Annotated in this window: 13 protein-coding genes; 10 read left to right on the forward strand and 3 right to left on the reverse strand. The window is 42.4% G+C overall.

The annotated features are described in order from the left end of the window. Positions 1 to 332 precede the first annotated feature (332 nt). The 10 genes from B2746_RS18530 (at position 333) to B2746_RS18575 (ending at position 16,031) form a co-directional block, all read left to right on the forward strand. Positions 333 to 3,344: a SusC/RagA family TonB-linked outer membrane protein gene (locus tag B2746_RS18530; RefSeq protein ID WP_290797217.1), complete on the forward strand. Its 3,012-nt coding sequence runs from the start codon at positions 333 to 335 to the stop codon at positions 3,342 to 3,344. A gap of 20 nt (positions 3,345 to 3,364) precedes the next feature. Beyond that, a complete protein-coding gene (locus tag B2746_RS18535) occupies positions 3,365 to 4,756 on the forward strand; it encodes a RagB/SusD family nutrient uptake outer membrane protein (protein WP_290797220.1) in 1,392 nt (463 codons plus the stop codon). A gap of 256 nt (positions 4,757 to 5,012) precedes the next feature. Then, entirely contained in the window at positions 5,013 to 8,456 is a 3,444-nt protein-coding gene (locus tag B2746_RS18540; RefSeq protein WP_290797223.1) for a polysaccharide lyase family 8 super-sandwich domain-containing protein, read from the forward strand. Between the two features lie 77 nt (positions 8,457 to 8,533). Beyond that, the gene (locus B2746_RS18545; RefSeq protein WP_290797227.1) at positions 8,534 to 9,052 is read left to right on the forward strand and encodes a hypothetical protein; all 519 of its coding nucleotides are present in this window, start codon (positions 8,534 to 8,536) and stop codon (positions 9,050 to 9,052) included. A 45-nt stretch (positions 9,053 to 9,097) separates the two neighbouring features. Then, positions 9,098 to 9,688, forward strand: a complete 591-nt coding sequence (locus B2746_RS18550) for a carboxymuconolactone decarboxylase family protein (protein ID WP_290797230.1) — start codon at positions 9,098 to 9,100, stop codon at positions 9,686 to 9,688. Between the two features lie 34 nt (positions 9,689 to 9,722). After that, positions 9,723 to 12,491, forward strand: a complete 2,769-nt coding sequence (locus B2746_RS18555; RefSeq protein ID WP_290797233.1) for a TonB-dependent receptor — start codon at positions 9,723 to 9,725, stop codon at positions 12,489 to 12,491. A 5-nt stretch (positions 12,492 to 12,496) separates the two neighbouring features. Beyond that, positions 12,497 to 13,735 carry an MFS transporter gene (locus B2746_RS18560; protein ID WP_290797236.1) on the forward strand — a complete coding sequence of 413 codons (1,239 nt, stop codon included), beginning with the start codon at positions 12,497 to 12,499 and terminating at the stop codon, positions 13,733 to 13,735. Between the two features lie 3 nt (positions 13,736 to 13,738). Then, positions 13,739 to 14,287 carry a carboxymuconolactone decarboxylase family protein gene (locus B2746_RS18565; RefSeq protein WP_290797238.1) on the forward strand — a complete coding sequence of 183 codons (549 nt, stop codon included), beginning with the start codon at positions 13,739 to 13,741 and terminating at the stop codon, positions 14,285 to 14,287. Between the two features lie 2 nt (positions 14,288 to 14,289). Further along, positions 14,290 to 14,847: a carboxymuconolactone decarboxylase family protein gene (locus tag B2746_RS18570; RefSeq protein ID WP_290797240.1), complete on the forward strand. Its 558-nt coding sequence runs from the start codon at positions 14,290 to 14,292 to the stop codon at positions 14,845 to 14,847. Then, entirely contained in the window at positions 14,844 to 16,031 is a 1,188-nt protein-coding gene (locus tag B2746_RS18575) for a DUF3179 domain-containing (seleno)protein (RefSeq protein WP_290797243.1), read from the forward strand. Before B2746_RS18570 ends, B2746_RS18575 begins: the two co-directional genes overlap by 4 nt. Before the next feature lie 349 nt (positions 16,032 to 16,380). On the opposite strand, the gene B2746_RS18580 is transcribed toward B2746_RS18575, so the two are convergent. From B2746_RS18580 to B2746_RS18590, 3 genes are read right to left on the reverse strand one after another with little or no spacing between them, the layout of a single operon-like run. Next, positions 16,381 to 19,242, reverse strand: a complete 2,862-nt coding sequence (locus tag B2746_RS18580; RefSeq protein WP_290797247.1) for a sulfatase-like hydrolase/transferase — start codon at positions 19,240 to 19,242, stop codon at positions 16,381 to 16,383. 9 nt (positions 19,243 to 19,251) lie between these two features. After that, on the reverse strand, positions 19,252 to 20,733 hold the full coding sequence (locus tag B2746_RS18585; protein ID WP_290797250.1) for a RagB/SusD family nutrient uptake outer membrane protein: 1,482 nt from the start codon (positions 20,731 to 20,733) through the stop codon (positions 19,252 to 19,254). Between the two features lie 11 nt (positions 20,734 to 20,744). After that, complete coding sequence (locus tag B2746_RS18590; RefSeq protein ID WP_290797253.1) at positions 20,745 to 24,041, reverse strand: TonB-dependent receptor; 3,297 nt, start codon at positions 24,039 to 24,041, stop codon at positions 20,745 to 20,747. Between the last annotated feature and the right edge of the window lie 63 nt (positions 24,042 to 24,104).

Raw genomic sequence — 24,104 nt, forward strand, 5'->3', positions numbered from 1 at the left:
AATTGATCAACAGAAACCATCTGTTGATAAGAAAGGCCTGTTCGTTGAAAATCGGACAGGCCTTTTGATTCTTACTGTAGTTTAGCACTGGTTACATACTTACCTACTAATTTTCTCATGTTACATTAATATTGATTTGTAACGTTCTCGGGATGTTTCTACATCCCGTTTACTTTTCTATCAGCATCTGAATTTCAGCTATTTCGATACACATGCCGCTCATACTTTAGTTAATGTTATCTGTACGGTGTTTTGGTCACCTGATTGAATCTGTCCAATCAGGATTAAACTGCCCGCTAATTTCAATGGTTCAATTAACCAATTCTAACAGTATGAGAAGTAAATGCATGATCGCACTATTGTGCCTGTTTGTCTTTGCAGGGCAGGTTTTGGCACAAGACAAGGAAGTAACCGGAACGGTTATGGATTCCAGAGGAGAACCTCTCTCCAATGCCAATATTCTGGTCAAAGGAACCCGGATAGGAACCAGTACAGATGGTGCCGGAAAATTTCGTATCCTGGTTCCCAATAATGCAAAAACATTGGTGATCAGTTCCGTAAATTTCAGTTCCAGAGAAATTGCCATCACCAATCTTCCATTGAGCATTCAGCTCCAGGCAAGTTCAGACAACCTTTCAGAAGTTGTGGTGGTAGCCTATGGCTCCTTAAAAAAACCGGAACTTACGGGCGCCATCAATACGGTAAAAGCAGCCGATATAGAGAACCGCCCCTTTACCTCCATTGATAAAGCACTGCAGGGGGCGGTACCCGGACTCCAATCTGCAGCAGCTTCCGGAGCACCCGGCTCCATTCAACAGATCCGCCTTCGCGGGATCGGCTCCATCAACGCCAGCTCAGAACCACTTTGGGTAATCGATGGCATTCCAGTTAATACCGGAGATGCATCACGCGCTACTACCTCTGCCAACCTGCTGAGCACATTAAACCCGAATGATGTTGAAAGCATTTCCGTTCTTAAAGATGCATCAGCCGCTTCTGTATATGGATCACGTGCCGCAAATGGTGTGATCCTGGTTACTACCAAAAAAGGAAAATCAGGTAAAACCAGATTCCGCTTAGATATGGAAGCCGGACAGAACGATATCGCCTATTTCAATGATAATTATCGTCCACTAAAAGCGGCTGAATATTTTGATTTAACCAGAGACGGACTGATCAATGCAGGTATAGCCAATGCTGGAAATGTGGATGGTATTATGAGCAGCAACTTTGGCTTTGGCAATGGTGTCGATTTCAACTGGCTGGATGCAACAACAAGAAAATCTCCTCAGCAACAGGTAAATCTAAGTGCCTCAGGTGGAAATGATCGAACCACATTTAATATATCAGGAGGGTATTTCAGGCAGGATGGAACCAGTATTCAAAGTAGTTTCAAACGTTACAATGGAGCCATCAGTCTGGTAAATAAAGCAACCGAACGTCTTACTTTATCAACCAATATAACAGCCGGATTTGTAAATCAGTCATCTCCTCTTGCCGGGGGTGCATTCGGTAATCCTATCCTTACTTCATATTTCCTTTTGCCATCACGCGCTGCCCGTAAATCTGATGGTTCACTGAATATCACGGCACCTGATTTTGGTCCAGGTGCCTTATTTAATACCGTTGCAACAGCAGAGCTGGACAACCGTAGACTTAAACAATTGGGCGTACGTGGAGGTTTCAGTGCTGAATATAAAATTCTCAATAATCTTAAATTCATATCAAGAATAGGAACTGATTATAATGTACTTGAAGAAAACAACTATGAAAATCCATTCCACGGCGATGGCCTGAACACCAATGGCCGTGGATTTTCCTTCTATACGCGTATATTCAACTATACCTGGAGTAATTTATTGGATTACCAGCAAACCTTCAACCAGGAAAAAGATATTACCCTGAATCTCCAATTGGGATATGAAGCCCAGGATTCAAAAACTTTCCAGAGTTCCATTCAGGCAGAAGGCTTTCCTGCAACAACAGCACTTACTTTACCAGTTGTAGCAGCCACACCAATTACAGCAAGCGCAACAGGGTCAGATTATGCTTTCGCATCTGCATTTTCTGTTTTGAATTTTAATTATAAAGACAGATTTATAGTTTCTGGTAGTTTCAGAAGAGATGGCTCCAGTCGTTTTGGAATAAATAATCGATATGGAAATTTTTGGTCAGCAGGTATTTCCTGGAATCTGGACCGGGAAACATTTATTCAGTCCTTGGAGTGGATTGAACAGTTTAAACTAAGGGCCTCCTATGGAACAAATGGAAATGCTTCTATAGGCAATTATGATTGGCAACCGACCTATGCATTCGGGTTTAACTATAACCAACAACCTGGAAGTGCACCCAATACAATCGGGAATCTGGACCTTACCTGGGAGTTAAACAAACCACTGAACATTGGAATGGATCTCGCATTTCTGAAAAACAGGATTACTCTTAATGCAGATTATTATATCCGAAAAACAACCGAACTGCTGCTTGATGCGCCGCTTTCGCGCACTTCAGGATTCTCTACCATCCGTGGAAATTTTGGCTCCATGGAAAACAGAGGAATCGAGTTGAATCTTGGACTGGTACCCGTACGAACCAAAAATTTCGAATGGAACATTTCTGTTAATTATGCTTATAACAAAAATAAAATTCTTGAAACGGTAAACAATCAGGACATTCTGGCCGGTATTTTTATTCGTCGGCCAGACTATGATTTTCAATCTTTTTATGTCCGATTATGGGCAGGTGTAGATCCTGCAAATGGAGATCCGCTTTGGTATACGGATGCATCCAAAAAAGAAACAACCAATAACTGGAATGCAGCGCAGCGTACCATTTTCGGATCTGCCTCTCCAAAATATTTCGGCAGCATCAATAATAGTCTGCGTTTCAGAAACATTACACTGGATGCACAACTCTATTACAATGCCGGAAATTATATACAGGATGCATGGGCTGGTTTTTACATGGGCAGTGGAAATGGAGGTGCATTTAATAAAGTATTGCGTCAGTTCGAAGAACGCTGGAAACAGCCAGGCGATCAGGCGGTATTGCCCAGATATGTTTACGGTGGAAATAAACTGGCACAAAATGCCTCGACGCTTTATCTCTACAAAGCAGATTATATACGGTTGCGCGATATTACCCTGAGTTACCAGCTGCCATCAGAGGTATTGAAACGCATTGGCATTGGTTCTGCCAATTTTTATGTTAGAGGAACCAATCTATGGACATGGGTTCGCGATAAAAATCTTCCATGGGATCCTGAACAGGGAATCAGCAGTCAGACAAATCTGAACATTTTTATCCCTAAATCCCTCACGGTAGGTTTAAACCTTGGATTTTAAACATCTTAATTATGAACATCATGAAACGTATTCAAATAAATATATTGATCACCGCTTTCATTCTCACGGTGACGGCTGGCTGTAGTAAAGATTACCTGGAGAAAAAACCCTACAATGCATTACCTGTGGAATCTGCCATCCAAAGTGAAGCGGATCTGCTGATTGCCGTGAGGGGAACTTATGCCGGATTACGCAACCTCGATCTTTATGGAAGAACCATTCCCCTATTAGGCGATCTTATGGGTGATATAACCTATCAATCCGTTTCTAATTCCAATCGATATACACTGTACAATCAATATGCCATGTCTGTAGCAGATGGAAATGCACTGAATATGTGGACTGCAGCTTATAATGTGATCTTACGAACCAATAATATCATCAATGCAAATATTCAGGAAACGGACAATGTAAAAATCTACAAAGGGGAAGCTTATGGCATTCGTGGATTAATATATTTTGAATTGCTTCGATTTTTTGCCCGGCCTTATACGGAGAGTCCAACCGCTGATGGCGTTCCAATCATACTTGAATTTAGTCCCAATATAAAACCTTCCAGAAAATCGGTAGCCGAAGTATATACACAGATACTTTCCGATCTCGGTCAGGCATATTCTTTATTAGGTAGCTACAGTAATTCATCCCGCATCAGTAAGTTTGCTGCAAAAGCAATCGAGGCAAGGGTACACCTGACCAAAGGCGATAAAACATCCGCCCGCACAGCTGCGCTGGAAGTGATCAATTCCAATGAGTTTACTCTTATAGAGGACGATAATTATGTGGCATACTGGAGAAACCCCGCTCCGCTAACCAATAAACTTGAGACGATTTTTGAAATCTCATCTGATGGAGTATCGAACCTGGGTTTTGATGCACTTGGTTATATCTACAATCAAAATGGTTACGGAGATTTTTTATGTGCTGATGATCTGTTTGCACTTTTTTCAGATACAGATGTTCGGAAATCATTGCTGTCAGAAGGTATCCGGGGCGGAACACCAGCAGTTTTTGTAAACAAGTATACTAATATAACTACCGACCGGGATGACACGAAGGTTATTCGACTAAGTGAGTTATACCTGATAGCAGCAGAAGCTTCTCTTGGCACCGATGATGCAGCAGCCCGCAATTATCTCAACGAAATTGCAACCCGACGTGATCCTTCCTTTACAGGCTACACTTCCTCCGGAGATGTATTATTGGAAGATATTCTGATCGAGCGCAGGAAAGAACTGGCATTTGAGGGACAACGGTTCCATGATCTCAACCGCTTGAAGCGTCCGATTATGCGGAGTGCCAATTTCCCTTCAACTGCCCGCGATATTCCCTACCTCTTCAACAAACGTCTCCTGCCCATACCGCAGGCCGAACGGGATGCCAACCCCAATATCTCACCCAACCCCGGGTATTAGGTGTCAGACAGGTGTTAGAACAGTGTTAGAGAGGTGTCAGACACCAGTTGTAACTGGTGTCTGACACCTTGCCGTTTTTATCCCCCTATATAGCCGAATTAATACCCCTATAGAAAAGCGGTTTGAGTCTACTTTAAAGGAACTAATACGACCTGCCATGACTTTTCAAAAAACACGCTTCGCCCTAATCTTACTTCTGACTTCCCTCTTAAACCAACCTGTACACGCACAAGCACCCTCCGATTTCAACACCATTATGGACCGAATCAGAGCCGGCTTCTCTAACGGAACCGTAGCATCCCATGATTCCAGCGTATTAAGCCTTCGATCCTCTCTTCAAAACAACGGTTCCTGGAACGATATCAATTACGGTTCAACGGCCCAAACTAACTGGCAACCAGGGAATCATTTCGTCAGAATAAGCACACTCTCCAGAGCTTATTCCCGACCCGAAAGCAGTTTTTATGGAAACGATACGCTGCGCCAGCAAATCATCAACACCCTACAATACTGGCTTACCCTTTCACCAGCCCCAACCAGTACCAATTGGTTTTACCTAAGCATTTCCGTCCCAAAAGACATCGGAACCATTCTGATTGCTATGCGTTACAGTCCCGTTCCGCTGCCGGCATTACTTGACTCTTCCCTGATCAGTTGGATGACCAAAGGCACACCTATCACGCAGTCACCGGCCAAAGACGGGTCCAACCTGACCGATGTTGCCCAACATTATATTATGCGGGCCTGCCTTACACAAAACCAATCGCTCCTCAACCAGGCAGTGACGGCTACCTCCAATTCCATTCTCGTTTCAAGTGGAGAAGGTATCCAATCCGATCATTCCTACCGCGCACATGGAGCCCAACTTTATCTTTATGGATACGGGCGCGAATACATTTCCGGCATTTCCAATATCGCGGCCTATGTTACCGGAACCGGCTATGCATTCAGCTCCGAAAAAATGGTCCTCTTCTCCAATATGGTCCGGAACGGTTTCATGAAAGTGAGCAGGGGTGGATTCACTGATTTTAATGTTTATAATCGTAGCATCAGTCGCCCTAATGCCGGACGCGCAGATTCATCGCTTATTCGTAAAGTTCAGGCCATCGATTTAGCTCAGTATTATAACTACTATGAACAAACACTCAACCGTATGAACGGGAACCAGCCGCCATCTTATATGGTTAGTCCCGAAAACGTCCATTATTGGAGAAGCGATTACATGGTACACCATCGAGCATCTTTCCTTTTCTCAGTAAGAGCTGTTTCAACCCGAACCGTAAAAGCTGAAATGGGAAACGGCGAAAATATTAAAGGATATTACCTGAGTGATGGCGCCAATTTCATAGCAGTAAATGGTGATGAATACTTCAATATCTATCCTGTCTGGGAATGGAATAAAATTCCCGGCACAACGGTTCCTGAAATAACGACCTATCCTGTCCGCAGTTCCTGGGGGACCAATCCCGGCACCGCCAGTTTTGTTGGCGCAGTTTCCAATGGCCAATATGGTGCATCCGCATTTGCCATGAATGATTATACTACACAAGCAAAAAAAGCCTGGTTCTTTTTCGACAGAGAGGTAGTTTGTTTGGGTACAGGCATCATTTCAACAGCCAGCCAGCCAATCAATACAACACTAAATCAATGCCTGTTAAATGGATCAGTTAATATAAAAACCAGTTCCGGCGAATCAACCCTGACAATTGGAAATCACAGTTTTAACGGTAACCTTAAATGGGTATACCATAACAATGTGGGCTATTATCTTCACACATCCGGCAATCTGCAATTGAGCAATCAATCGCAATCCGGAACCCAAAAAAGTATCAACACCGGGTACAGCGATGAACTAATTACAAAAGATGTATTCAAGCTCTGGTGGAAACATGGAACGCAACCAGTTAATAACAGTTATGCCTACTCGATTTTACCCGGAACCTCTCTTACAAACCTTCAGCAATATGATACATCAGTAATTCAAATAATCTCCAACTCGCCATCAATTCAGGCTGTCTACCACGATTCACTTCATCAACTACAGGCTGTTTTTCATCAGGCAGACAGTTTGCAATTCAATGGAGTTAAGATTAAAACCGGACAAGCATGTATCCTGCTCTTAACAAATATTCATTCCAATACAATTCAGGTAAGCATTGCAGATCCAACTCAGCTTCTTCAGCAGGCATGGCTAGCCGTTGAAAATCCAGCACTTGGTACAATGCGCCAGTTTCAATCTTCCCTCCCCGAAAATTTAGAGGCAGGGGGCTCTGTCCAGGGCGAAATCAATCTTTCAAGCATGGTTTATACGCCCCCAACCAACTCCCCCGTACTTGCAACAATTATAGCCAATGCAGATGCTTTTGTGAGAGACGGCTCCTATGCTAATACCAATTATCCAAATGGAAATCTGGTAATAAAAACAGATGGCAGCGGTTATTCGCGAAAAGCCTTCCTGCAATTTGATCTCTCTAATTTTAGTGGATCGGTAGACAGCGCATTTCTTCGCCTTTATATCACCAATGCCAACACAACGGTTCAAACCACCAATTGGGAAATCCATGAAATCACTAACAACAACTGGACAGAAACCGGTGTAACCTGGAATAATCAACCGGTAGCCGGACAATTGATCACAACTCTACCCGGACAATCAGCCGGAAATACACTGCTGATTCCCGTTACCTCCCTCATCCATTCAACCTTGGCTGGCAGCAAAAAATGGGGTATCCGGATTAGTTCCACCGCAATCGGCAGCACCACCGATGCGCAATTTGGATCTAGAGAAAACGCAACTTCCCACTATCAGCCGGCACTTTTGCTCCATGGCAGAGAAGGACAATATCAATACCAGTATGACACCCTGGTTGTTGCCCGTGATTCATGGATTCGTTCAGGCGCAGGCTCTGCCGATAAAAACTTTGGAGCAGCCGGTTATTTGGCCATCCGAAATAATAGCACAGATCATCAAATTCCCTATCTGCAATTTGACAGAAGGGGGGAAATCGGAAGAACGATGAAGGCACACCTGCAGGTATTTGCAACTGCGAGCGATACCAGTATCCAATACCTGCTGTATCAACTTAATACGAATAATTGGCTTGAAGGCACAGGGAATTATCAGGGAGCCAATAATTCAGTGATCGGTGCCATTACCTGGAACAATGCACCCATTGCTGGGAACCTCGTCCAAACCGCCACTCAAATCTCCGCCAATCAGTTTATCCGATTTTCCTTAAATCCGAATGATCTGGTTATGAGTGGAGATAGTGCCTTATCCTTCAGAATAATCAGCAGTAAAAACATATATGCAAGTTTAGTCAGCCGCCAAGCTGGAAATTCCAGTCAATATCCAAGCCTGATCCGATTAATGGAAAAACCAACCGGACAATTAAATGCAGCAGCAGCGGTAAACCCATTAATGGAATCACCCAGAAGTCTTACAGCCAATCCTGGATCCATAAGATTCTTTCCAAATCCCGCCCGACAGCAAATAACCATTCAGGCAAATTACCCAATCCAACAAATCCGGCTTTTTTCCAATACCGGACAGCTTGTAAAACAACAAAATGGAAATTTGTCCGGCCAACAAACCATAAATCTTCAAGCATTACCAGCTGGTATTTATAATCTGCAGGTAAGTGGGAAAAAGGAGAACAACATTCGGAAAATTATGATCCTGCCTCAAAGATTACCCTAAAACTTAGCAAACATGCTATTTAAATTATTTATATTCACTAAAACTAATTGCTGAAACGGTTTTTTGCCATATTACTTTTGTCTGTATGCCTTATCAATCTGGCAGGCTATGGTTGGCTGTTTGACTATCTGGAAGCCAAAACAACTAATGCGTTGATTCAACAACTGGACAGACATGAATATCAGGAGGAAGAATTAATCGAAGTCAAATTCCCTTTCCAGGTTCCCTATAATAATGATTGGCCGGATTATCGCAGAGAAGATGGTCAACTTGAAATCAATGGTAAATATTACAGTTATGTAAAAATAAAAATCAGCCAGGATACCATTTACCTAAAATGCCTTCCTAATCAGAATATGAACAAACTTGCTGCGGCCCGGCAGGAAGTGAATAAAAAGTTGAATAATCTACCGTGTGATGATACTGAAAACAATTCCATTGTTAAAAAAGCAAACCTGCTTTTCGGTTTCAATCAAAAAATAACGTCCTACCAAATAGAATCTCCGCAAATCAATCTTACCAGGGAATACGAAATCTACTGCATTGTTCCCATGAGTGGATATACAGGGGAACAGATCCATCCCCCTATAGCCTGATTTCAGTTCCATTGTCTATTCGCATACACCAGCAATTGGTGTTAAATGTCATTCATCCATCTGAAAAGAAAGGCTATGCCGTATATTCCATTAGCAACCCATTTGCCCGGAATAACCGGGCTCTTAGAATATCGAAGGGATACAGCTGCTCCCATTCGGGAGTTGACACAATTCCTGTTACGCGGTCCAAATTCCTTAACAGAAGCGGAACGCGAATTAATCGCAACCATCGTTTCATATGGAAACGAATGCAGGTTTTGTACAACTGCACATGCTACAGCAGCCGATGCATTAATGGGCAACTCCGCAGTTACTGAACAAATCAAAATTGATCACTGGCAATCCACGCTTTCAGAAAAAATGAAAGCTTTGCTGGAAATTGCACGCCTGGTTCGGATCAGCGGAAAAGCGGTTACCGATAATGCCATCGAACTGGCCAAAGCTGCCGGAGCAAGCGACCTTGAAATTCATGACACAGTACTGATTGCTGCTCTTTTTTGCCTTTATAACCGCTATGTAGATGGGCTGGCTACTTCCTTTCCGGATGACCCTTCCTACTTCGGACAGCTTGCCGATCGGTTAGTTAACCATGGATATCACCGTCTTCCGCAAGGCTACGACCACTTGAAAAAATAAGACTCCAGGCGCTCACACCAAATAACTACCAATCATGAAACAACTGTTTTTAATAATTTCCCTCTTTCTCACTATTGCAGTTCATGCCCAGGATATTGTGCTGCAGGGAACAATTCTTACTTCTGAAAACAACCAACCAATCGGAACTGCAAGCATCCGGATAAAAGATAAATTAATTGGCACAACCAGCAACAGCAAAGGTCAGTTTCGACTGGTGCTTTCCAAAACAAAGCTTCCGGTAACGCTGATCATTTCATCAGTAGGATTCGAAGAGAAAGAACTATTGGTTCAGGAAGCAGGCTCCAACTTAGCCATTCTGCTTGATAAAAAATCCGTCCTTCTGAATGAAGTGGTAACCGCAGCATCAAGAATTCAGGAAAGCATACTTTCTTCCCCGGTTACTATTGAAAAAATGAGCCAGCGCTCAATCCGCGAAAATCCATCACTGGGCTTCTACGATGGTCTTCAACACATTAAAGGAATGGAAGTCGTTACCAGCAGCCTTACCTACAAGCAGGTAAATACCCGGGGATTCAACAGCACAGGCAATTCCCGCTTTCTGCAACTTATTGATGGAGTAGACAATCAGACTCCGGGTTTAAATTTCGCAGTTGGCAACCAGTTCGGTGCATCCGATATTGATATAGAAAACGTTGAAATCATACCTGGATCTGCATCCGCGTTATATGGACCAATGGCATTTAATGGCGCACTTCTAATGTATACTAAAGATCCATTCAAATACCAGGGTTTAAGCATTCAGGCAAAAACCGGAATCAATCATATAGGTGAAGAAAGCGCCGGCGTTCACGGGCTCTATGATATCGCCGCCCGATATGCCAAAGCCTTCAATAATAAATTCGCTTTTAAACTTAATGTATCCTATTTGAGCGGCCTCGACTGGCACGCCACCAATTATACTGATGTTAGTGCTCAGACTCCTGCCCCCCAACGAGGCCCCAATAACCCTGGTCGTGATGCACTCAATATCTATGGTGATGAAGTTTCACGTACCATCGAAGGAATCGGACTTGTTTCAAGAACAGGATACGAAGAAAAAGATCTGATGAATTACAATGTATACAGTTTCAAAATGAATGGCGCCTTACATTATAGAATTGCCAACAACTTAGAAGCTATTTATCAGTACAATGTAGGTAGAGGTACAGCCAGTTATACAGGCAGCAGTCGATTTGATTTAAATAATTTTGTTCTGCAAACACATCGGCTTGAACTAAAGAGTAATCAGTTTTACATTCGCAGTTATGTAGTTGCAGAAAATTCTCATGATTCTTACAATACCCGCTCGCTGGGTCAGTTTATTAACCGAACCTGGGTGCAGGATCTTGATGGAAACATAGTACAGCCAAATCAGGCAGACGATATGTGGTTCAATCGATATGAAGCAGCTTATACCGGAAATATTACAGGTGTAAATCCAAACAATCATACAGCAGCCCGGGCTTTTGCTGATATTGGTCGCGCATTACCCGGATCTGACCAATATGAAAGGGCTAAAAATACTTCCATAAAGAATTATGGACTTAGCGGGGCAGGCGTTTTCAGCAATAGTAAGTTTTATCACACAGAAGGGCAATATGATTTGTCAAAAACAGTCAAGGTGATTGAACTATTGTCCGGTGCAAATTTCCGCTACTATGACATGTTTACCAATGGAAGTTTATTCCAGGATAAAGATCAGAAAATCACTATTAAAGAATTCGGAGGATTCCTTCAGGCAGGTAAAAAATTACTGGACGATAAATTGAAACTTACAGCTTCCATACGCTATGACAAGAACGAAAACTTTGACGGCTATTTCACACCTCGTTTTGCTGCCGTATTTACTGCAGCCAAAACACATAATTTCCGAGCATCCATTCAATCAGGCTTTCGCAATCCAACTCCAGTTGATCAGTTCATTCACCTCAACGTAGGCCCAATCACCATCCTTGGGGGTGTGCCCGATAACAGCAAAGGATTACCAGCCTATTCCAATTCTTTCACGGCAGCATCTGTAGGTGACTTTGGCGCAGCTTTTGGGGCAGCAATGCAGAATGGAACACCCTTTCCACAGGCGGTAAATGAAAACAAAGGATTACTGGTGAAATCCAGTGTACCTTATATTAAACCTGAAAAACAAAGAGCATTTGAGGTAGGTTATAAAGGATTATTTGCAAACAAACTATTGCTGGACCTCAATTACAATTATAGTAATTATACCAACTTCATATTAAATACAGTAGTACTTGCGCCTGATAGCGATGTTTTGGGTGCTGATGGCACACCCAATTTTGATGCAGCTGCTGATATTCTAAACGGAGATGTTCGGGCTTTTCAACTGTACACCAATGCCGCGGATAAAGTTTCTGCACAAAGCATTTCTGCCGGACTAACCTACATGACTGAAAATGGATACCAGTTGGGCGGAAATATTACCTGGGCTTCCTTTAATTTACTGGATGCCAATCCAAATAATATTCCTGCATTCAATACCCCTGAATACAGCGCAAATATGACATTTGGCAACCCGAATGTATTTCATAATTATGGTTTTCAACTCAGCTGGCATTGGCAGGATGCATTTGACTGGTATGGCACTTTCAATGGAATGCGTCCGGGAAGAATCAATACCTACTCACTTGTGGATCTTCAGCTCAATAAAAAACTTCCCGGAATAAACGGTATAATTAAACTTGGGGGAAGTAATATTTTGAATCATCAAATTTATCAAAGTTATGGATCACCGCAAATTGGTGCCATTTATTATGTATCCTTCACCTTTGACGGTCTCTTAAAATAACCAGTATGCAACAAGAAAAAATCAGCACTTCGTATTGGCTTCTTTTTCTGATCTGTTTTCTAAGCAGCATCATCGGAGGAACTGTCTCAACCCTTATGGCAGTATACCTTCCGATAGTTGTTAAGGAGCTTAACCTGCCAGCAGACGTTCTCTCTAACATTGGAGCATATATCAATGCCTTATTTATTTATGGCTGGGCAATTGGAGGTTTTAGTTGGGGATTGATAAGTGATCGCATAGGAAGAAAAAAAGCACTTCTGGCAGCAATTTCATGTTATGGCCTGGCAACAATAGCTACGGGATTTCAACAAAGCTGGGAAGGATTAGTTTTGTTTCGTTTCATCAGTGGATTTGGAGTTGGCGGTGTATTGGTTATCTCTTTCTCCTGGCTGAGTGAAATCTGGCCGTCAACTTCAAGAAGCATCACCATCGGGATTCTTTCTATTGGAATCCCGGTGGGCATATTTTCCGCAGGTTTAATTAATTTTTTTATTTCATCCTGGAGAGATGGATTTCTAATAGGCGTACTACCGCTCCTTTTGGCACTGATAGGAATTTGGCTGATAAAAGTGCCTGACTACCGGGCTTCATACAATAAATCTCACAATGAAATTCAGATGCATCATATTGGATTCTTCTCAGAAGAAACCCGCGCAAATCTCCTGACGGGATCTCTTCTGTTCAGTAGCATGCTGATTGGTTTATGGGCTATATTTTCCTGGCTCCCTACATGGATTCAGGGACTGGTTCCCGGAACCAATGCGCAGAAAGAACGAGGATTGAGTATGATGCTAATGGGAATCGGCGGATTAACAGGTGGCTTTTTTTCCGGTTGGATTGTCAATGCACTCGGTATCCGTAAAACCATGGCAATTTGCTTTGGAATGTGCACCATTCTTTCTTTTGTACTTTTTAGGTCGAATTCCAGTTTCCATACTATTGTTCTGGTGGAGATTGGACTGCTTGCCTTCTTTTTTGGCGTGAGCCAGGGAGCACTATCTGTTTATATTCCTCAACTATTCCCATCCGTTATCCGTGCTTCATCCGCAGGTTTCTGTTTTAATATCGGGAGACTGTTTACTGCTACAGCTGTTTTATTTGTTGGAATTCTTGTATCCGGACTAGGTGGTTATGGAAATGCAATTTTTTTGTTTTCCCTTACTTTCCCATTAGGCTGGCTGGTTCTGGCTTCCGGCAGAAAAAAAATAAATAATACTACTACCATTCAACCCGCAAACCCCTGATTTATGCCACATATATCATTACCGACATTCATTCCTGGCATTCGCAGCCTGGTGATTTATCGTCCGGAAACCGGAAAATATCTTTATGAACTGGTGCAACTTTTATTGAGAGGAGATTCCCCGCTTTCAACAGGTGAGCGTGAACTGATTGCCAGCTATGTTTCTTACCTGAATAATTGTCAGTTCTGTTATCAGAGTCACGCTGCTGCAGCAAGGTGTCTGTACGGCGATAAAGAAAAACTGGTGGATGAGGTGTTGAAAGATTTTACCACTGCATCCATCACAACAAAATTAAAAACACTGTTACATATTGCAGGGAAAGTGCAGAAACTCGGAAAAGAAGTACAACCAGAAGACATTGAAGCAGCCAGGGCCGCCGGAGCAGAAGATCGTGACATCCATGATACTGTTTTAATTGCCGCTACTTTCAGCATGTTTAATCGTTATGTAGACGGACTTGGCACAACCATACCTGATAATGTTTCGGATTATGTTGCAATGGGTGAACGTATGAGCAGCATCGGTTATGTTTTACCAAATCAATCTATATAAAAATGGCATACATCAATTTAAAAAATGAACTTCCCGGTATACGTGGATTAATGGCTTATAGTCCGGATACAGCTAAAATTCTGAATGAACTGGCTGAAATCCTATTAAGAGATGATGAGAACACATTGAGCAGAGGAGACCGTGAACTGATCGCCACTTATGTTTCATATAAAAATGACTGTTTTTTCTGTCAGAATGTTCATGGAGCACTGGCTGGTCATTATCTTAAACTAACCATTCCCGAAATTGATGCAATCAAATCAAATGCTGTTTCAGCACCTCTAACTGATAAAATGAAAGCATTATTGGAAATTGCAGGTAGTGTTCAGATGGGAGGGAAATCTGTTCAGGAACAACAAATAACAACAGCCCGGAGTGCAGGTGCTACAGATCGTGAAATTCATGATACTGTATTGATAGCTGCTGCTTTCTGCATGTTTAACCGATATGTTGACGGACTGGCCACCTGGGCTCCTGATGACCGGCAATTATACGTAGACAGAGCACCCATCAGAGCAAATGAAGGTTATATCAATACTCCACTTAACATAACAAAATGAAAATTGCATTTTTAATACTAAGTTTCCTGTTTCTTATAATACTCGAAATTACCCGGGTCTATTTTATCATGCCATTTCCCGGTAGCCAGTACGATGAAACCATTAATATTGCTTATTGGATCCATAAAAATCTCTTTTGGCTCCGTTTGATTGGCTGGCTGCTCATTGCTGTATCACTTTTTCTTGCATGGCGCAACGCTAAAAAATCGCCCAGGTTTATTGCAGGCGCCGGTCTCTCGCTCTATATCATAGTGTTCTATTTTTTCAATTTTAGAATGCTGGCAGAAAAAATGTTTATTCAACCACAGGAAAAAATATTTTCGACCTTAACGGATAATAAAATACCTGAAAGCAAACTGGTGATAGGCATTACACAGAATGGAGAATCAAAGGCATATCCTATTCAAATCATAGGCTATCATCACCAGGTGCGGGACACGGTTGGAAAAATTCCCATTATGGTAACCTATTGTACTGTTTGCCGAACTGGAAGAGTATTTAGTCCAATTGTAGCTGGTCAGCCTGAAAATTTCCGACTCGTTGGAATGGATCATTTCAATGCTATGTTTGAAGACAGCAAAACAGGGTCCTGGTGGCGCCAGGCAACGGGAGTAGCGGTTGCCGGCCCTTTAAAAGATTCAGTCCTTAATGAAATCCCATCACAGCAAACCAGTCTCGCTGCATGGATAAAAGCCAACCCTTCAACTAAAATCATGCAGTATGACCCTTCTTTTATGAAGGATTATGAAGATTTGGAAGAATTTGATATAGGCACAATTAAAAGCAGCCTGGAAAAAAGAGATTCTGCCTCCTGGAAATTTAAATCCTGGGTAGTTGGAATTTACAATGATCGTTCAGCCAAGGCATACGACTGGAATGAGTTGCTTAAAAAGAAATTTATCCAGGATTCGTTGCCCGACTTACCAGTTCTCCTCGTCCTGGAAAAAGATTCTGTTAGTTTTCATGCCTTCAATCGAATGCTTGGCACAAATGCCATAAATTTTGAATGGAAGGAGGAAACACAACAATTGCGTGACCAACTAACTGGATCTCTATGGAATTTAAAAGGCGAATGCACGGAAGGTCCTTTAGCTGGCACACAAATGGATCGGATTCAGGCATATCAGGAGTTCTGGCATTCCTGGAAGAGTTTCCATCCTAAAACAAAAAAATTTCCTGAATAATTACCGATTCTTTTGATGAGTTACCACTCATTCATATTTATAGGAGGAAGAAGAGAAATTTGGCAAGAAATGGGTGAAAGAATTCCCTTTTCTGCTTGAAACCAAACTGATTGAACGCGGTGTCAAAATAGACGATCGATTAATAACCGGGGCAAAACCCCTATTCAACAACAAGTGTTGCTGAAGAACTGGCAAAAGCATTGGGCAGCAAACCTGTAGCCAGAGAACGCTATCCCGACAAAAATTCTATGTTAAGCCTACTCTCAAATTGGAGAAAAATCAACAGCCATCCACCTATTAGAACAATTAATTCAAAAAACACCCAACAAGCAGGAAGCAATAGATTTGCTCAATAAACTGAAAAATTCGAAATAATTGCTTCATCCGAAGATTCAGTAACTATCAAACGAAGATGATCGGTAGAAAGCGGTTCATTTAAATGATGAATAAATTTATGTCCGATGGCAGATCCTGTAAATAAGATCTGCCATTTACCTTTTACAAATCCCTGTATCTGAAATGCCTTAACTCTATGCCCTTCCAGGATATCTTCCTGAACGACAATATCCTTAATTGTAACCGGTTTTTTAAGTTTAAGCTGAATCATTTTCCCTTTACCTGATACTGTAGCCAATGGATTACCAAATCGCTCATCTATCGCCTTTCCCCATTCCTGCAATCGCTGCTGATCCAAATCCGGTACCAATCCCCTGTTATCCGGTGTGATGCCAATAATGAGGGTTGAATTTCTTCCCACTGATTTATTATAGATCTCCATTAACTTTTCAAGTGGGAAAATATGGGCCTCATCACCTGGCTCCCAGAACCATTCATGTCTCCCGTTATAACCCCTGAGAGGTGCATCTGCCATGGCAGGCATCCAGTAACGACCCTCCGGATCTCCCTGTTTTAGCAATGCATAGTCATTTTTAGCAATTCCAGCTAGGGCTGACTCACCCGAACCTGTATGCGAATACGGAAAGGTGGACCAACAGGGATAAGCTACTGTACCGGATTCCGATCCGCCCCATCGGGCTTCCGCCAACTGATCATTATGATAAAAAAGAGCACCCGGCTGATACTTTTTTACAATTGGTAAAACATCAGGTGCTCCTTTAGCAGGATGACTGGCGCCACCATCGAACCAGATTTCAAATAAGGGGCCGTATCGGGTACAGATCTCCGTTACCATGGATTCAACCATTCGATTATAATGTTCCTGCCTGTTTTTTTGCATGGCTGATCCGGGAGCACCATCCACCACAAAATCATGTACCCCATAAAATGAATTCCAGCGAATTCCGATATAAACGCCCGGTTTAATCCCATGTTTGTGGCAGGCATCAACAAAATCTCTCAGCAAGTCCGCCTTGCCATTTCTCCATTTTAAAAGTTTCACATTATAGGGATTCGCATCGGAAGGATAGAGTGCAAAACCCGTTTCATGGGTTGCAGTTATTAAGGCAAACCGGGCGCCTGCAGATTTAGCAGCAAGCACCCATTGCTCCACATCCAATTCTTTCGGATTAAACTGATTATAGTCAGCAACCGGTCGGATCCGATTTTCAGACTGTCGGTATTTCGACGTATCAAACACATGCAAATCATAATGAAATATCATTCCGAGTTCGGCTTCCTGCCAGGCCAGTTGGGCAGCATTAGGTCGCGGTTTCACTGGCAATCCGATTTCATTTGGCCAGGGTACCTGTTTACCGCTTGCCTTATATACCGGCATCGGTGCATTCCAGATTTTTAGCTGATCACTAAGCAAATTTGCCAACTGCTGTACTTTTTCCGGATACCTGTGGGCAAGATCCCGCAACTCACCAATATCTTCTTTAAGATTATATAATTCCAATTCAAGTCTGCGCATCGAATAAACCAATTTCCAGTCGCCCAACCGAATGGCACTGAAATAATTGATACCCGGACCATCCATCCTTTGCCATTTATTTGGAATATGCCAGATCAATGCCCGATCCATTTCTTTTCGGTTATTGCTATTTGTTAGTACAGGTACAAAACTTTTACCATCAATCTGCTGAATCGTCTTGCTTTCCTTAATACCTGCCATTTCAAGAATACTGGGAAAGAAATCTTCAATAATGACCGGTTTAGCTGTACTTGATCCAGCCCTTACTTTCCCTGGCCATTTAACCAGCATTGGTTCGCGGATTCCACCTTCATACACAGAACCTTTACCGGCCCGCAATGGATAATTATGCGTATGCGCAGTTCCGGCTCTTGGAGGTGTATAACTTAATCCGCCATTATCACTCATGAACAGAATTATCGTATTCTCAGTAATTCCTTTTTGTTGTAGAAAATCCATCAGATCTCCCAGACTTTTATCCATTCCTTCAAGCAGACTTGCATAATTGGCTTCTGCAACAGGCAATCCTGCATCAAGGTATTTCTGTACAAATCGCTGATCCGGCTGGATGGGATCGTGAACTGCATAATGCGCCATATGTAGAAAAAAAGGACGCTGTCTGCTGATTGGATCCTCCATCGCTTTAATTGCTTCAAGCGTTAACGCTTCAGTCAGAAATGTTTCCGAACCATGATATTCCTGCAAATCAGGAACCGCCTGCCAGGATGCTTTACCGGGTATATTTCCGTAGTTATCCTTTCCCAGATAACTCTGTGGATGACCCGCTGCATGGCCGGCAATATTTACAAGAAAGCCAAGGTTATATGGATTGGCGCCTGGTGTTCCAGCCGACCCCCAGTGTGCTTTACCAACATGAACGGTGAAATAACCTGCATCACGAAGTAACATCGGCAGAGTTGTTGCCTGTACAGCATGCGGTGTAGGCGTTAACCCCGAAAGTCCGTTGTAATTCCAATCTGCCCGGTTATATTCTTCATCAGCCTGGTCAGTGGGATTGTCCATTTTTGGAGAGGTCCAGTTGGTGACGCGATGTCTGGCGGCATTCATACCAGTCAGCAAACTCGTTCTGCTCGGTGTACATACCGGTGTTGCATAGGCATTGGTGAATTTCATACCCTCCCGCGCCAATCGTTCCATATTCGGAGTATGATATCGTTTATTCAGGGGATAAATACTATCTCCAAATGGAACCGAGGTATCCATCCAACCCATATCATCCAGGAAAAAAAGTACAATATTGGGTTGTTTCTGCTGGTTAAACGCAGTGATGGAAAACACCATCACTGCAGTTGTCAGAATACATTTTTTATATCGCATACAAATTTGTTAATAGCCCGGATTTTGCACCAGATTGGGATTTGCGTCAATCTGTTGTTGAGGAATAGGAAATAATACCTGATGTGCCTGCGCATTATACCCTCTTGCCTGAGCACCCGTAATAAATTTTCCATGACGTATAAGATCTTCTCTCCTCAATCCTTCCGAGAAAAATTCTCGTCCCCTTTCTTCAAGAATAAAGTCTCTGAATGCTTCACTAGACCCAAAATCACCTATTGATACACGCTCAACGTCTGCCCGGTCACGCAACTGATTAAGTAAATCTACAGATTCCTGATTGGGTCCATTCTTTTCGTTTAAGGCTTCAGCACGACTCATTAAAATATCTGCATATCGGATATAAACTATATCATTTCCATTTGCTTCGCCAACTGCAACAGGGTCCGGCATATACTTGAAGCTTCGAGCATTATTCAGGGCAATACCACTCGCATCTTCCACCAATTGCCTTAACACTCCTGAATTATCGGTATACGATCCAATAATCAGATTTCTGCGCTTATCGGATGCCTCAAAGGTTTTATAGAACGAGGTATATGTCCGGAACTGCGCACCAAAATTCACCCAGTTGGAGAGAATTGGATAATTTGGCGGAAATGCATGTGGCATATAATTATTATGAAAACCATTTTGAGCAATGCAGGGAGCCCTATAGATATATTCTTTATTACTTTCGCCAGCAACCGAAAAAAGAGTAGTATACTCCGGCCACAAACTATAGTAATTCAGATCAAGCAAGCGCTGGGTGGTTTCAATAACCTTATCCCAGTTTTTCTGATGAAGATAAAGTTTGGTCAATACTCCAAGTGCAGCACCACGCGTTGCTCTTCCAATCGGATTTTCGGTCACAGGCAAATTGGAAGCAGCGAAATTCAAATCAGCTTCCAGATATGCAACAAATTCGGCAACTCCTGCTCTTGGTGTTGATTTTCCAATCGCTTCAATTTCATCCGGCGAGGCATTAACAGGTACTTCAATTATAGGAGTAGGTCCAAAAATATTAAACAGGAAGTAATAGGAAACGGCTCTAATAAAGCGGGCTTCTCCTTTTACACCATCAATAGTTTCCTGAGGCAGGCCGCTTATTCCATCTACAACACCGAGAACTGTATTTGCACTCGCGATTGCTGAATACATTTTATTCCAGTGTGTATTCAAAAACAAATCCGTTGGAGTCCAGTTGAACTGAATATAAGGAGCCGCATCCCGTTCAAGTCCACCACCTGTCTCAAAAGCTATGTCAGTAGTAAACTCATTCATTATATAAGTATAATTACGGCTGTCATAGGCAACTATACGGGAACGGGCATATGCGCCTGTTAGTAATGCATCTACGCCGGATTTATCCTTTAAAAACGCAGTCGGGTCATATTGTGTATAAACTTCCTCTTCGAGGAATTTTTTACAACCTGATATGGACAGGAGCGACACAGCAAGGAATAATATAGTAAGTTGATTGAATCGTTTCATACAATAAACAATTAAAATTGGAGATTAACACCCATTCTGAAAGTGCGATTTAGCGGATAACTGTTATAGTTTACTTTTGATATGGCCTCACTACCTGTATTGCTGGCATCCGGATCAAAGCCTTCATAATCAGTTATAGTTACAATGTTATCAGCAGCCAGATAAACCTGAACCGAGCGAATGGTTTTCTGCGAACGTAGCGGAACAGAATAACTAAGGTTGGCAGTTTTGAATCGTAAAAAAGAAGCGTCCAATACAGTAAATGAATTAATACTATAGGCCCCTCCATAGGAGGAAGGATTCACCCCGCTTGGATATGGCGCATTCGGATTTTGCGGCGTCCAGCGATTCTCATAATATTTCGCAATACGATTACGGTATTCATTTGTTGGGTAAAACGACTCCAGAACATTCGCATCGAGTGTATTTATCCCGGTAACCAATTGAAAAAATAAATCCAGTGAAAAACGTTTATAAACAAACCGATTGTTTAGTCCGGCTGTAAAATCAGGAAACGGATCACCTAAAATCACACGGTCCGTTGCGTCAATTTTACCGTCTTTATTCTGGTCTCTGAAACGAATATGGCCTGGTTTGGCATTTGGTTGTGGCGAGCCTGCAACTTCTTCTTCTGAGCGGAATATTCCATCCGCTTTATAGCCATAAAAAGATTGCATGGGCGAGCCAACTGCAACAATTTGGTAATTGCTGATAAATCCTCCGGTAGAGCCGGTGATTATTTGAGGAATTGAAGGGGGCAAGCTGGTCACTTCATTTTTAAGAAACGACATATTAAAGGAACTGCTCCAGGTAAAATCGGTCTTGTCAATATTAATACTATTCAGTTGTATATCCCATCCGGTATTTCGTACTGCGCCGGCATTTATCATGATGGAGGTAAATCCTACTACAGAGGGTAATGGCTTACTGAACAACTGATCTTTTGTATCGCGAATATAAAAGTCAACCGAACCGCTGATCCGGCTATTCCATAAACTGAAATCTATTCCTGAGTTAAATTCCTGCGTTGTTTCCCAACGAAGATTTCTGTTTGGTATACGTGTCGGAACCACTCCCTGGGCTATTGAATTCCCAAAAATAGCGGCACCGCCAGCCACCAGGGTTTGCAGGGTCTGGTAATTCCCGATACCCTGATTCCCCAACTGCCCATAACTCAGCCTGAATTTGAAATCAGAAACCTGGGGAAATAAATTTCTGAAAAAAGGTTCTTTTGATACTCTCCAGGCGAAAGCACCGGATGGGAAAAAAGCAAATTTCTGCGCATCAGAGAATCTTGATGTTCCGTCATTTCTGAACGATGCAGTAAGCAGATAACGGTCTTTAAAACCATAGTTAATCCGACCGATAATACCATTTAGGCGGTTTCGGTCCTTGTATGAGCTAACATTATCACCCAGGTCATTATCTCCGCTTTGCAACAGATCAGCTCCGGTTACATCCGATAAAAACCGAATGGAACTAGCATTCACTCCCTGGTATAAAAACTCTTCAAAAGTGGTTCCTGCCAATAAGGAAAGAGAATGATTCCTACCCCATTTTTTATCATACTTCAATAAAAACTCCGCTAACCATTGGGAATTATCCGCACCCGACCTGGATCCTGCCCCCCTGCTGGCCAGCCCGTTTAAAGTACTGCGATCACGGTAGGAAGATCCCATCGAGCTGGATAAAGCACCTCCCAATCGAATTGTACCAACTAATCCTTTAAGAGGTTCAATTTCGGTAGTGAACGTGCCGTACAGGTTATTGTTGAGATTTTCATTCGAAATTCCATTGATAAGAGCCATCGGATTATCCAATGCAATAAATGAATTTGCATAATATTTCCCAGCCGCATCCAGTCCAACCGGTAGCGTTGGATCAAACTGAATAGCTGCATTTATCGGGCCGGCACCTTCATTCACACCATTCGTAACCAAAATGGAATTCTGAATACCTCTCGTAAAATTCATATTCAATTTGAACCGCAAAAATTCTTTTGCATTAAAATTGAAATTGGTTCTGAAGTTGAGTTTTTTAAAATTTGAATTCTGTACCAGGCCATCCTGATTGAAATAGTTAAGACCGGCGTAGTAATCGTGTTTGTCTCCGCCACCGGAAATTGACAATTGGTAATTTTGTACAGGAGCCGCTCTGTTAAAAACCTGCTCTTGCCAATTGGTACCAGCTCCAATGGAATCTATTTCCCGTTGCGAAAAGATGGCGGCCTGACCACCATCAGCACGGATAGCGTTCAATGTTTCCATATACTGCCGGCCATTCAACACATCAATTTTTCTGGCAACAGACTGAATTCCATAACTGGCGCTGAAATTCACCAGCATATCTCCTTTTTTACCGGATTTTGTTGTTATCAAAACCACACCGTTGGCCGCCCGGGTTCCATAAATAGCAGCAGAGGAAGCATCTTTAAGGATTTCGATAGACTTTATATCATCCGGACTTATACTTGTTGGATCAACTCCAGGTAAACCATCTACCACCACCAATGCATTGTTACTTGAGTTGATTGAGCCAGCACCGCGGATCTGAATTTTTGTAGAAGCACCTGGTGCGGAACTGGTCTGACTGATATTGACTCCTGATGCTCGCCCGTTTAACAACTGCAATGCATTCGTGTTGGGCCCCTGTGTAAAGTTTTCACTGGTAAGTGAAACAACCGATCCCGTTACATCTGATTTTTTCAGCGTCCCATATCCGACTACCACAATTTCATTCGCCGTAGTGGCTTCAGGCTCCATTTGTATGGATAATAATTCACCGGTAATTTTTTCTTCCTTTGTTTTATATCCAATCATGGAAAACTGAAGTACCTCACCAATATTCGCCTGTATAAGAAAACTACCATTATTGACTGTGCTTGTACCCCTTTGAGTTCCTTTTACTACTACTGACACTCCTGCCAATGGCTGCTTGTTTTCATCCAGTACAGTTCCCCTGACATCAGCATAGGGAGATCTGATTTCTTCCTTTTTGTCAGCTTCCCGCTTTATAGTCCTTTCCTTAACTACAATGGTCTGTTCAATGATGGTGAAAGTAATCGGTAAATTTTTGAAACATTGATCCAGTGCATCCTCCAGTGAGCCATTTTTAATCTGTATAGATACCCTGCCTGCCTTTTGCAGGAAATCATCCTTGTAAAAAAACTGATAGCCGGTCTGCCGGTTGATTTCGCGAAAGACTTTTACCAGCGTAACATTTTTTTCAGAAAGAGTGACTCGCTGGGCATATCCATTTGCACTCACCTGCAAACAGAAAAGCAGTACTAAAAAAGCAGTCAGTTTCATAACTAGCAACATTTTGGCGATTCTTCTCCTCTCCGGGAGCAGAATCCTGGCAAACATTAAATT

The organism is Flavihumibacter sp. UBA7668, from assembly GCF_002483205.1.
Classification (GTDB): Bacteria; Bacteroidota; Bacteroidia; order Chitinophagales; family Chitinophagaceae; genus Flavihumibacter.

What these genes read in the sequence shown, in the direction of transcription:
- B2746_RS18530 (WP_290797217.1), top strand. Translation starts at nt 333, where the DNA reads ATGAGAAGTAAATGCATGATCGCACTATTGTGCCTGTTTGTCTTTGCA.
- B2746_RS18535 (WP_290797220.1), top strand. Translation starts at nt 3,365, where the DNA reads ATGAAACGTATTCAAATAAATATATTGATCACCGCTTTCATTCTCACG.
- B2746_RS18540 (WP_290797223.1), top strand. Translation starts at nt 5,013, where the DNA reads ATGGACCGAATCAGAGCCGGCTTCTCTAACGGAACCGTAGCATCCCAT.
- B2746_RS18550 (WP_290797230.1), top strand. Translation starts at nt 9,098, where the DNA reads ATGTCATTCATCCATCTGAAAAGAAAGGCTATGCCGTATATTCCATTA.
- B2746_RS18555 (WP_290797233.1), top strand. Translation starts at nt 9,723, where the DNA reads ATGAAACAACTGTTTTTAATAATTTCCCTCTTTCTCACTATTGCAGTT.
- B2746_RS18560 (WP_290797236.1), top strand. Translation starts at nt 12,497, where the DNA reads ATGCAACAAGAAAAAATCAGCACTTCGTATTGGCTTCTTTTTCTGATC.
- B2746_RS18565 (WP_290797238.1), top strand. Translation starts at nt 13,739, where the DNA reads ATGCCACATATATCATTACCGACATTCATTCCTGGCATTCGCAGCCTG.
- B2746_RS18570 (WP_290797240.1), top strand. Translation starts at nt 14,290, where the DNA reads ATGGCATACATCAATTTAAAAAATGAACTTCCCGGTATACGTGGATTA.
- B2746_RS18575 (WP_290797243.1), top strand. Translation starts at nt 14,844, where the DNA reads ATGAAAATTGCATTTTTAATACTAAGTTTCCTGTTTCTTATAATACTC.
- B2746_RS18580 (WP_290797247.1), bottom strand. Translation starts at nt 19,242, where the DNA reads ATGCGATATAAAAAATGTATTCTGACAACTGCAGTGATGGTGTTTTCC.
- B2746_RS18585 (WP_290797250.1), bottom strand. Translation starts at nt 20,733, where the DNA reads ATGAAACGATTCAATCAACTTACTATATTATTCCTTGCTGTGTCGCTC.
- B2746_RS18590 (WP_290797253.1), bottom strand. Translation starts at nt 24,041, where the DNA reads ATGAAACTGACTGCTTTTTTAGTACTGCTTTTCTGTTTGCAGGTGAGT.